The sequence below is a fragment of the Nitrospirota bacterium genome, from assembly GCA_037386965.1.
Classification (GTDB): domain Bacteria; phylum Nitrospirota; class Thermodesulfovibrionia; order Thermodesulfovibrionales; family JdFR-86; genus JARRLN01.
The window spans coordinates 16,939-27,881 of sequence record JARRLN010000014.1 but is presented as its reverse complement, the minus strand read 5'-3'; the positions used below and the strand labels follow the sequence as shown (position 1 = coordinate 27,881).

7 protein-coding genes and 1 tRNA gene are annotated in these 10,943 nt (G+C 53.8%); 3 read left to right on the top strand and 5 right to left on the bottom strand.

Going from position 1 to position 10,943, the window contains the following annotated elements:
• The 5 genes from cas8c to P8Y39_03465 all read right to left on the bottom strand — a co-directional run bounded on the left by cas8c (position 1) and on the right by P8Y39_03465 (position 8,033).
• Positions 1-1,734 carry a type I-C CRISPR-associated protein Cas8c/Csd1 gene (cas8c, locus tag P8Y39_03485; GenBank protein MEJ2191398.1) on the bottom strand — a complete coding sequence of 578 codons (1,734 nt, stop codon included), beginning with the start codon at positions 1,732-1,734 and terminating at the stop codon, positions 1-3.
• Positions 1,731-2,378, bottom strand: a complete 648-nt coding sequence (gene cas5c / locus P8Y39_03480; GenBank protein MEJ2191397.1) for a type I-C CRISPR-associated protein Cas5c — start codon at positions 2,376-2,378, stop codon at positions 1,731-1,733. Before cas5c ends, cas8c begins: the two co-directional genes overlap by 4 nt.
• A 281-nt stretch (positions 2,379-2,659) precedes the next feature.
• Positions 2,660-4,819: a CRISPR-associated helicase Cas3' gene (gene cas3, locus P8Y39_03475; protein MEJ2191396.1), complete on the bottom strand. Its 2,160-nt coding sequence runs from the start codon at positions 4,817-4,819 to the stop codon at positions 2,660-2,662.
• Between the two features lie 1,174 nt (positions 4,820-5,993).
• On the bottom strand, positions 5,994-7,178 hold the full coding sequence (locus P8Y39_03470; GenBank protein ID MEJ2191395.1) for a hypothetical protein: 1,185 nt from the start codon (positions 7,176-7,178) through the stop codon (positions 5,994-5,996).
• A gap of 51 nt (positions 7,179-7,229) precedes the next feature.
• Positions 7,230-8,033 carry a replication-relaxation family protein gene (locus P8Y39_03465; protein MEJ2191394.1) on the bottom strand — a complete coding sequence of 268 codons (804 nt, stop codon included), beginning with the start codon at positions 8,031-8,033 and terminating at the stop codon, positions 7,230-7,232.
• 315 nt (positions 8,034-8,348) lie between these two features.
• On the opposite strand from P8Y39_03465, the gene P8Y39_03460 reads away from it, so the two are divergent.
• The 3 genes from P8Y39_03460 to P8Y39_03450 all read left to right on the top strand — a co-directional run bounded on the left by P8Y39_03460 (position 8,349) and on the right by P8Y39_03450 (position 10,918).
• Positions 8,349-9,419 (top strand): ParB/RepB/Spo0J family partition protein, encoded by a 1,071-nt coding sequence (locus P8Y39_03460; protein MEJ2191393.1) that lies wholly within the window; start codon positions 8,349-8,351, stop codon positions 9,417-9,419.
• Positions 9,420-9,781: 362 nt separating this feature from the next.
• Complete coding sequence (locus tag P8Y39_03455; GenBank protein MEJ2191392.1) at positions 9,782-10,801, top strand: site-specific integrase; 1,020 nt, start codon at positions 9,782-9,784, stop codon at positions 10,799-10,801.
• Between the two features lie 32 nt (positions 10,802-10,833).
• Positions 10,834-10,918 (top strand) — tRNA-Leu (locus P8Y39_03450).
• Positions 10,919-10,943 lie beyond the last annotated feature (25 nt).

Here is a 10,943-nt window from a genome sequence, read left to right as displayed (position 1 = left end):
TTATTCCTCCTCATCGGTAGATTTCTTTGTAAAAAGGTCCTGCCTCTGATGATAATATCCCACAGCAAACCGCCCCTGGTCCTGAAGCGAAAGGTGCGCGGGGAAACCGGCGGATGCAACACCTTCCACGATTTGTCCGATAAGCCGTTCGAGGTTCACGGCACGCCCCCGGTTTTCGAGCTTTGCCAGGTGATGGTTCTTGAGCTTCATCAAGTACGGAAACGCCGTCACCGGGGTGCTCGAGGCCGAACCGTAGAAGTGGTCGCGGATAGTGGCGTTGATGCCAGGGCTTGCCTCCTCCTGAACCTTCTCAAGGACGGAGAAGAGTCGCCCCAGGCGATAGCCCACGTTTGTATTATTCTGGTCTAATGCCATGCCTACCTCCTTCTCGTATCTCGAATTCCTCACGAGGACCGCCTTGACCAAGGACGCCCTCGGGTACGTTATTTCCCTCTCGGCCCGTATCCTTCTTACCGCCGATGCGAGCAGGGTCGCCGGATAAGGCGTGCCCGTCAGGATGGACTTCATGACCTCTCCGGACAGATTGGGCTGGATATTTTCCGACTTTCTTTGCAACGCGGTAGAGACAAGCAGTCTGAACAAAGACAGGTGCTCGGGCTCCTTATTCCCATGCACGATGGCGCAGTCCTCGAAGTACTGCTTGATGTTCGTCGCAACCTCACCGACCGTGCCCGCATACCAGAACCGGACGGCGACGCGGGAGGCGTTTGGCGAAAGGCCGAGGACGTAGAATCTCGTGTAATCTTCAGTGATCGGAGGGGCGCCACTCCTTGGGGATTCAAAGAGAACACGGATCGCCTGATTGATCTGTTCCGGATTTTCCTTTGGCGGCTCGCCGAACAGGTCAGCGTAAACATCTTCCATAACACTGTTCTCATCCGCCCAGAATATGGTACTGGAATCACCGACCTGTATGCGCCGCCTTGAGTCTCTGCCCAACAGCCTGTTCAGCGCCGTGGTGTATGCATGCTCCGCCTTTTTACCCACAGGAGCATTGAAGCCCTGGGTCTTGCCGTACGAGTTAAAGGCTTCGAGGTTGAAAGAGACAATGTTCGCCCCGCTTGACTGAGCGCCCCAGACGCCCTTTATCGCGGTGTGGAGACGGGTGGGGGAGTCCATTTCGCCCGTGACGAGACAGGCCTGAAGGCGGTCATCCTCTCCTCTTTTATTCATTGATGCGACCGCCTTTTTTACCTCATTCCTCTCGCATACCAGTCCGGTATCGCCTTCAAGGCGGAACGTGATATCATTCTTGCCGCTCTTTTCTATCTCAGGCCATGACGGATGCGAAAAGACGCTCGAAAAATCGTCTTCCCTGAGAAAACACAGCACGGCCGACACGCCGCTGTCATCGACGTCCAGGCTTTCGATCGTCTCGACAAAACTTGCATGCCGCGCTTTGACCTTTTCAACTTTCTTCACATCAGTTTCCGTGCCGGGCCTCGGCCTGCCCAACACGTATTCGGGATTCCCCCACAAGAGGTTGGCTGCGATATTTACTGATTTTTTTACGCCCTTCGGTACAAGGAACTCCCTCGCCCTTTTCTTCTTCCCCTCTCCGCTTCTCGTATCGTCGATGCCCTTGAATTTCCCATCGTGGTCAAGGACAATGATAAACGGAATCTCTTTTTTCTCAAAGCCTTCCGGGGCAACGCCGGAGCCGTCATACGCCGATATGCGCCCATAATATGAGGTCAGAGCCTGCAGAATCATCCCCTCACCTCCTTGCTGTCAAAGGCCGGAACCTTTACGCTGCCTTTTTCAAGCTTCGCATGGAAGAAACGGGGCATAGGTTCTTTTCCGCTGAAGTCCATGTCATAAAGTATCCATCCGAGGTTACGGCTTTCATCGATGGGGGTCGGCATGTCGCCGTTAACGGGCGCGAAGTCGGCGGCGAACTCGCGGCAGCCCAGATACGGCCTGTGGAAGCACTGTCCCTTCCTGGCCCGCCTCTGGAACATCTCCTCGAACTTGGCGAGGTTGTCCACGACCCCTGCCCATTCCGTCATCTCAAAATAAGCGTGTACGTTGTAAGCCACGTCCCGCAGAAGGAGTCCCGCCCGCTGCTGCCGCTCGTCTTCAATGAACAAACCACTAGTACGGGGGGACATGACGGCTCCGACCTCGTTTCTCCTGACCGACTCCCACTTAATAGGTTTTAGCACATCGATTTGTGTAATATGCCACCTAATGGCCGGTTTCCATAAAATGGCCTCAAGCACCCCTCGGGCGGCAGCTGGGGTCATGACATCGTAGGAGACCCTCTCAACCTTCATCTCTGGTCGCGTGAAACAGGCGTTCCGCCCCCATACCTTGAGCTTGAACAGCTGGCTTTGTTTTCCAGTCCGGTCGTTCATAAAATCACCTCCTCATTAATGCGGTGCCTATGCGCATACATAATCAGTAAGCACATAGGCAAACACATTGTACTTAAAACTGTTTCAACCCGCCGTCCGGTTTATCCGAATAGAGAGGAAACCGATTCCCGGGTAGCAGTCAGATTTTCATTGGACGCCTCGCCGCACGCGGCTACTACGTGCCGACTGCTTTGCTTATCGGCTTCCTCCTATCGGATCGTGCGCGCACACATTCGAAACGGACTTACATTTCACTTAAACTGAAGTTTGATGTCAAGCCCTCAAACTATAAGGTCATCCGGACTGAATTCCTTTTCATCGTAAATGAGGCCGAGTGCCTCGTCATAGCGTCCCATGTTCGATTGTATATATATGCCCGGAAATGGTTCCTCGATCTCCATGGCTCCTTTTAGGATGTTCAGCACATATTTTGGTATGTTGACCACATATCGTTGGAGCTTCCTCATAAGCCATCTTTGAGGGCCTTTATTAAGCAGTAAATTTACAAGCTCTTCACCCTCGTCGTACCTGACAAATGCAGGCGCATATTGCGATTCATCGATTATGTGAAATTTCTCGGCCGCAGTCCTGAAACTAAAACGCAACTGGCTGTCGGGCGCAAGGTCCGCCAGAATGCCCTTGGCATCGAGCCTGTCGCCGTGAATCCAGTAGAGTTCCTTGAAATAGGCCGTAAATTGTTCCGGAGCAAGCGGATCATCAACCCTTTCGTCCAAAAGTCGGCGGCCTATCTCGGCAGCCTGTCTTAAAATCCCAGGAGGCGTCTTGCTTTGAGGGACAAACACAAAAACCTCTCCCTCTTTCAAGAGCCCTTCTCTGTTGCATCTGCCTGCGGCCTGGGCAATAGAGTCCAATCCCGCAATTGCCCGATAGACTACTGGAAAATCGAGGTCAACCCCAGCCTCTACAAGCTGCGTGCTGACGACTCTGGTCGGTACTCCATCTTTAAGACGCTGCTTAACTTCCGCAATAACCTTAGAGCGATGCGCGCCACACATCAGGGCCGACAGGTGCACCGTATCTTCAGGCATCAGGCGGTAAAGCTTTCGGCAGTCGTCACGCTTGTTTACAATGCACAGGACGGTCTTAAACCCTGAAAGCTCCATTGCGAGTTCTTCCCATGAGACTTCACTTGAAAGGCTGGTGGGTACATTTACTTTTACCCTCTTCAGTTTTTCATGGAGCGATTTAGGGTCTTCGATGATTTCTTTCATGTCCGGAAGGCCCTCAAAGCTGAAATCAGAACTGTGAGGACCAAAAGCCGGTTGGGTAGCCGTGCTCAATAGCAGAGTCACACCATAATTCTTATGAAGCTCCGTAAGGGCTTTCAAAATCGGATTAAGAAGGTCCGGAGGCAACAGCTGTGCTTCGTCTAAAATTACCACGCTGTTTACGATGTTATGGAGCTTCCTGCACCTGCTTGGTCTAGAAGCGTAAAGGGACTCGAAAAACTGAACCGTTGTGGTAACTACGATGGGCGCGTCCCAGTTCTCGGAGGCAAGCTTGCTTTTTCGAAAAGTCTCGTCTTCTGTCTCAGGTCTATTGATGTTGCTATGGTGTTCGAGGACCGTGTCGCCGAATATGTCTTTGAACTGGTCTGCGGTCTGTTCAATAATACTGGTATAAGGGATAACATATATTATGCGCCGTTTACTATATTTAAGCGCATGGTTTAGGGTGAAGGCCATCGAGGAAAGCGTCTTGCCCCCGCCGGTCGGAACGGTGAGCGAAAAAATGGATGGTTTCTCTGATGCCATCGAGACACACTGTTTCAGTATCTCTGCTCTGACTGCATTGACCTCTGTAGGATTCGCTTCTTTTGTCTTCTTTTCCATATATGCACTGAATAACGGGAGAAGTTTATCCAGCGCCGGATACCTGCCTCGAATCTTTCCCCTATCAGGTTCCATAGAAGCTTCGGTATCCAGGAAGTCAGCATCCACAACGCAGGAGAAAAGCATCCTTATCCACATGGACGGGTCAGTGCCCGGCCTTGGCTTCTCCAAAGGAAGTTTTTTTGTCAATAAATCTTCGGGCGGATGGGATGTGGGAATGCGCTTGTCTAATCGCTGCGCAAGTCCCGACATTCCGGAAGCTTCGGTCTGCCAGTCGGGAAGGCCAGCATGATGACCTGCAATAATATAGGCAAGTATACGCCCGGCTACATCAAATGTTTCACATGCCTTGACAGCTCCGCATGTCGAATGGTCTACCCTGCCAGGTTTCCCCCTGATGTGAGCTTGAAACTCACCGGAATACTTTCCCATGTCATGCCACAGGCCCGCAAGTCTAGCCCATTCGGAAGCGTTGAGTTCTTCAGCAAACTCCGCGGCCAGCTCGGCAGTCTTCTTAAGATGCTCAAATAGAGGATGGATTCTTCCACTTTGGGCAATGTGGGCGACCGGCTCATCGGGGCTGTTCATGTCTCGAAACCTGTCTCCTTTTTTCTGCCACTATCTGGTATGACGCTTAAGAATAAACAACTCAGGCGAGAATAGTCCAGACTGTGAAGAAGTAGAAAGTACATTATACCTGCAAATTCAAACGGTTATGTTAAAACCACGACCGGAGGTAAGACTTTAAGCCAATGATTTGAACAAATCTTAATTCAGCGCGGCCGCCAGTTTGGGGGCTGCTCTCTAAGCCTCGCCGAGGAATGAGGAAATCTCTACTTTCATTGCAAATCCACATTTCCATGGCTGGTTGATTTCTATGAAGTTCAATATAGAATCCGCAACTGTTTTCGTTCCTCGAAACTGTGGTGTGGCAGGTGGAGGCCGCAATCCTAAGCTTCATTGTTACGGGTGCTTCCCGTCCAAGGGTCTCAGGGGAAGGGGCTCACGGCCTGAGAGCTGATCGCAGAACATCTCCATCATTCAGAGCGGTTGGTCTCTAGCAAGGCCGCTATGCTGTCCTCCATGCCCTGTCCCTTTTTGCAGGCGAAGAGGAAGGACGAACTATCCTGGCCTCTCCCTTTCGTCGTCCAACCCTTGGATGCATGAGAGGAGCCTCGGTCCCCTGTGTCCCCATCAGTACCGCCGCAGCGTGGATGCCGATGCTCGACCTCCTTTTGGAAGGGGTAATCGCCATGGCAACGCAGGGTCCTCCTAGGAGTTCTCCTGCGTCGCCAGCTGCGTTAGGGAAAGACTGCTTCCGAGGGCAATACCAAGTCGGCCCTGACGCCGGGGGTGACAGCCTAAGTGCTTGATAAATAGGCTTTACCAGCACTTGGAAGGGGGGGCGGTTTTTCCGGGTTTTCTCATTTTGAGAATTTCCGGAATTTCCGTCCCCCATCTTTGAGAAGGGGGCCATTTTTCCGGTTTTTCCCGTTTCGGGAATTTCCGGAATTTCAGCCCCCCGAATTCTTGATTTCCAGCGCCTTAGCGGGCGCTTGCCGCCAGGCGGGTATCTTTCGTATCAGCAGTGGGGCTCTCGGCTTCAGACGTCACATCAAGCACATCATCACCAGACAACAGTCCCTGTTCTCCCTTAATCGTCTGTGAGCGATGTGAGCCTGTGACTCCTTCGGAGGCCGCGCCCCGCCAGTGGTCTCGCCAGGAACCGACAAGCCCGAGCGACAATGCTCTCGCCAAAGTGTTACTTGCCTGACGAAAGCTCATTCAGTATGAGCCTCAAGGGCTCGCTCATGTGTTTCTGAATGATACGGACGTGTCCCCCGTTTCCGTCATCCTTGAGCCATAGGCGCTCGTCGCCGCCAGGTGCATCCCGCCTGTATCTGTAACCGACGAGCGTATCGTACTGCGCATTCAGAAGATTGGCCATGGCCAGGTGGAGAAGATAGATGCCGCCCCTTTTTTCCAAGGGGACGTCGAGCGCCACCCTGATGTATCTTCTGCGGTTGTACTCTCTCCACCTTCTGCCGACGATCCTTCCTGCCTCGGCAAGGCCGTCTCCGTCCTGCTGGATCAGCACCTGGTCGTCTTCCAGGCAGAAGACACATTTCAGCTCTCTCAGCTTCTCGAGGAGTTCCTCGAAGACGCCGTCCTCGGCAAAGACAATGAATTCATGTTTTTGGTCTTCCCTTATGTGGTGTGGGATGTTCGTATACACGGGATAGAGCATTTCGTGCAGATATATATAATTCCCTCTCCGTCCTTCGGGGGCGCTGAGGGAGGTTTGGGTCAGCATGCGATAAGACCAGGCCTTTGAAATGTCCTCCCTTTGAAGACCCTTTATATTTACCGCTATGAGAGGGCAACCCAGGCTCTTGAGCATCATGCACCGGAGATAGTTGAACCCGTGGGACCCTTCGAACTCCACGATGCCGAGGAGGGGGCGAACACCATTGATTTTTGCGCCTAAGAGGGCCACGTCGGGCCGGAACATCCGTCCAAAGGGCGTCACGACCTTGCGCTCCGTCACCACTTTGCCCACTTCGCTCAGGATGTCTCCACCGAGGGGAAAGGCGGAAACCCTTCTGTCGATAAAATGCCACTCTATTTTCCTTCCGCTGTTCAGACGCTCACGCATCAGCTCTTTTGTGGTTTCCCGCGCCAGCTCGTGGACCGTGCCTTCGCCACCCGATTTGGCGCATTCATCCAGGATGCTGGCCAGGCTCCGCCTCCTGCTGCCTTTGGGGTAGTTCCTGAAGTAGGAATTCACGGCATAGCCGTTTCGTTTGGCAGGACTGACCCAGTAGAGCTGTTTATCTGCCTGAAAGAAAGGACCGAGCTTGCGGGCCTCCCAGGCGGAGGTTATCCGTCTGGCGTTTATCTTCACCTTTGTTCCCTTGATGCTGCTAAACCTGAAGGCCTCCTTCATGGGGTGCCCTCCTTTCTTGAGATATTACTGGCGCCGGGTCACCGGTTCGCCCTAGCCGACGGTATGGCGACACGATGTCGCAAGACCGCATTCGGGGCAGAAGAGCCTTCTTGGGTGGCTGTCCAACCCGATAAAGCTTGTTTCAGCCATTCCCCCCTTGCGGAATTCACTGAGCAACGCAAACCAGACCTTTTCAGATGTCTTGTAGACCGGGGATATCGATTGGCTGCACGCAGAGATGAACGAATCTATCCTTGACTTGCGGTTGCACAGGATGAGCAAGGACACGTCCTCTTCGTTCAAAGCCGTTCGCATCCTGTCGACCATCTTGAACATGGGTACGGTCCCAAGGTCGATTTCAAAGAGGAAGGGCCCTGCACGGGTCTTGTCCCGGTAGGAGAAGCTCACGCGCAGGTCCGGGACGTTCTTCCGGGACCGTGTGTCCGCCATCTGTTTGAGGCGGGAGGAATCCAGGAAGTGAAATTCGTACATCCCCTTGATGCGTTCAATTTCCATTGCGTGGAGGACCGCCGTGACTGCCACCTCGTGCTGCATGAAATAGTTTCTGGGCAACCCGGCACGGATGAATTCGATGGGATGGTCCATTGCAGCAAGCTCCCTCACTGATTTCTCCGTCAGTGAGTAAACAGCGAAGGTACCGTGCTTCGTGGGTTCGTTATACCGGTAGCTTGCTACGTACCTGGCTTTCTTCAGGATCGACAGCCTCTTCAGGAGGGCGCTCTCGGTTATCTCGTACCCCGCCTCTTTGAGGAACCGACTGATCATGTCAAGCCTGGCCACGCCGAGGCTCATCACCAGAAACAGGTCCAAATCCCGCTCAGTGAGGAATGCCATGTAAGTGATATTACGGAGCACTTTCCAGAAACGGAGCGGGCAACCCAGGAAGAGGGGGAGTTGCCGCTTTCAAGGACGTGGAATTCCTTGCAATAAAAGAATAATGTGCGTGTCAACCCCGAAAAGTCCCTTACGACCCCCCTGAGGGGATGGCTGAATTCGACTGCACTGATGCAGATGGGTTCCGGAGGGCATGCGAGACGCTTTCGCGCCCCGCCGGAAGGCATCCTTCTTAATAGGATCGACTCGCTGGACCTGCTTTTTGACAGTCGAAAGTAATATCTGAATGGAGACCGGAAAAACCAGGAGGATGCCATGCCGGAGAGAAAGGATGTTTCCACCGGGAAGGGCACATCCATGCTCAAGAAGATGCTGGGCATTCCGGAGGGGCAGAAAGGCCGGCCGCCCCAGGATGAGCCCGCACGGCCCGGGCAGGTGATCGACTTAGAGATCGAAAGAATAGGGGAGAGCCCGCACCAGGTCAGAAGGCTGTTCGACAAGGAGAGCCTGAAATTCCTCTCGCGTTCCCTCCAGGACAACGGACTGCTCCAGCCCATCCTTGTCAGGCGGGTAAGCGGCTCCGAAACGTATGATTACGAGGTCATCGCGGGTGAAAGGAGGCTGAGGGCGGCAAAGCAGGCTAACTGGACCCGCATACCCGCGATAGTCAAAGAAGGCGCCGACAGGGCCAATGTAAAGGTCCTGGCGGCCGTGGAGAACATCCAGAGAGAAGACCTGTGCATCGTGGAAAAAACGATAGCCATAGGAAAGCTCATGGAGGAATTCGACAACACCTTCAAGGTGGCGGCTGCGGTTGGGTTCACCAGAAGGAGCGTCGAGAGGTACGTGAGGATCTTCAACGCCGTCTATCGCATTGAGAGGCTGGCCGAGTTCTTTGAGGAACGCGCCGCAGAAATCGACTTGCAGACGGCCGAGGCCCTGGCAGGGATAGCGGAGAAGCTGGAAAGTCCGATAGATGCGGGTGCGCCGCCCTTCCAGAGATTCCTCGACGACATTGGCGAGCACGGCTTCAAGGTAGCCATCAGAAAGTACAGGGAAAGAGAGACGGGCCCTCGGGAGAGTGTAAGCTGCAGCCTCAAGGAGACCGAAACGCAATACATCCTGACCATAAAGTGCCCGAGGGATTCCGCTGTCTCCCCCGAGGACAGGAGAGCTATCCAGAAAAAATACCGGCTGTTCCTCGAGAAAGTCTCCGAGAAAGAAGACGGCGAGGAGGGCAAGCCTCCAAAGGGCCACCACGTGCATGAAGATGCCGCTCCCGGAGGACTCTTCCAGGAAACGTTTATCGACACGGAAAAAGACGAAGCGGAGAGTAATATGTCCATGAGGGACGAAAGAGAACCTGAGAGTAAGGAAGCTGTCTGATTTCCGAAGATCGGATGCTTCCGCCGGGCAAAGGCCCCATCTCGCCCGATGAATCGGCCGCTGACTTCTCACGTGTCATCGGGTATCACGTGTGGGTGGCCAAGCACAGGGTCGGCCTCCAGTGAAGAGGAACTATTGGAACTCTTAACTGTCCAGGAAATATCAAGGATTCTGAAGGCTAAGCCCAAGACAGTGTATCAGTGGGCAGAATTGGGCCAGATTCCGTGCGTCAAGCTCAATGGATGCCTCAGGTTTGACCTGAAAGACATTCAGGAATGGATTGGAAGCTGTAAAAGACAGGTCGGATCGGGGTATAATCCATTAGCTAAGCTGGAGGCTCGGAAAGGAGGGACAGCAATCAAATGAGCCTCTACAGGAGAAGTGACAGCAGGATCTGGTGGGTGTCTTTCAACGTCAGAGGCGTGAGGAAAAGGATCTCAACGGGCGCCACCAACAGGAAGAAGGCAAAGTTGGTTCAAGCGAAAATACTTGCCGATGTTCAGGAAGACAGATGGTTTGAGAGGGAAAGGGCGAAGTCCATAACCTTTCGCCAGATGGCTGAAAAGTACGTGTCCAGGTACAAGAGACAAAGAGACGAACACACCCTGAAACACCTGCTCCCGTACTTCGGCGATATGACCCTTTCCGAAATCACGGCCGAGGGCGTGGAAGACTATATCCTTGACCGGGATGAGTCGGAGAAGCGCCCGGCGCCGGCGACCATCTATCAGGAATATTCGCTGGGCCGACGCATGTTCAATGTAGCCAGGAAGAGATGGAAGTGGACATCTGCCAACCCCTTTGCGGACGTTGAATTTTCAGAGCTGCTGGAAATTCGAAACAGGCGTGACAGGTGGTTGAAGGGCGATGAGGAAGCCCGGCTCCTGGCCCGGGCCGACTCGCACGACCTGAAAGATGTTATCGTCTTTGCCCTTCAGACCGGCTGCCGACGGGGTGAAATCCTTTCCCTTGACTGGAGGAAGAACATCGACTTCAAGCGCAGCCTTGTCACGGTTCAGGCCTCCAAGCGGGGAATGCTGAAGACCATCCCCATGTCGGACAGCCTTTATCGGATGCTGGTTCGCCGCAGTACCGTTCAGCACATTTCCGGCAGGGTCTTTGCCATGACGGGCCACGGCCTTCGTCACGTCTTTCTAAAGTGCGTGAAGAAGGCCGGTATCGAGGACTTCAGGTTCCACGACCTCCGGCACACCTTTGCCACGAGGCTGGTGCAGAACGGCGTGGACATCTATCGGGTCAAGGAGCTCATGGGGCACATGTCCGTGAAGACGACGGAGAGGTACGCCCATCATTACCCGGAGAGCCTGAGATCCTCGGTCAAGGTCCTCGATTCGTGTCACGATTTGGTCACGGTCGGTTGAACCTTGCCGGAAAAATCCTTTAAAATCAGTCAGCGAGAGTGGCGGAACTGGCAGACGCGCTGGACTTAGGATCCAGTGGGGAAACCCTTGGGGGTTCGAGTCCCCCCTCTCGCACCATGAGCCTTCCCCTCAGCCCCCCGAG

Coding starts and splice junctions, on each gene's coding strand:
- cas8c (MEJ2191398.1), bottom strand. CDS start 1,734: ATGATTCTGCAGGCTCTGACCTCATATTATGGGCGCATATCGGCGTAT.
- cas5c (MEJ2191397.1), bottom strand. CDS start 2,378: ATGAACGACCGGACTGGAAAACAAAGCCAGCTGTTCAAGCTCAAGGTA.
- cas3 (MEJ2191396.1), bottom strand. CDS start 4,819: ATGAACAGCCCCGATGAGCCGGTCGCCCACATTGCCCAAAGTGGAAGA.
- P8Y39_03470 (MEJ2191395.1), bottom strand. CDS start 7,178: ATGAAGGAGGCCTTCAGGTTTAGCAGCATCAAGGGAACAAAGGTGAAG.
- P8Y39_03465 (MEJ2191394.1), bottom strand. CDS start 8,033: ATGGCATTCCTCACTGAGCGGGATTTGGACCTGTTTCTGGTGATGAGC.
- P8Y39_03460 (MEJ2191393.1), top strand. CDS start 8,349: ATGCCGGAGAGAAAGGATGTTTCCACCGGGAAGGGCACATCCATGCTC.
- P8Y39_03455 (MEJ2191392.1), top strand. CDS start 9,782: ATGAGCCTCTACAGGAGAAGTGACAGCAGGATCTGGTGGGTGTCTTTC.